The sequence below is a fragment of the Thalassotalea ganghwensis genome (genome assembly GCF_053485795.1).
In genome coordinates, this window is sequence record NZ_JBQRUM010000106.1 from 1 (window position 1) to 225 (window position 225).

A 225-nucleotide genomic window follows, 5' to 3' on the forward strand; every position below is an offset into this window, starting at 1 on the left:
TAGTGCATCCTTGCACGTCGCGTACTTAATGAATTGAATTAGAGCGTCGCTCATTGACATCCTTGTCACTGCGACATTAGTGCATCCGTGCACGTCATATATCGCTTTCCGAATTACTACTTACCTTGAAGTTTCAAGTTAAGTAAACGTTTTTGTCTAGCGACAATAGCACTGTGGTACCACCTGATCCCATTCCGAACTCAGAAGTGAAACGCAGTCGCGCCG

At 45.3% G+C, this 225-nt stretch carries 1 rRNA gene; it reads left to right on the forward strand.

Features of this window, described 5'->3' with window-relative positions:
- Nucleotides 1–155 precede the first annotated feature (155 nt).
- Nucleotides 156–225 (forward strand): 5S ribosomal RNA (gene rrf, locus ACSLUH_RS19670); the annotation flags it as partial.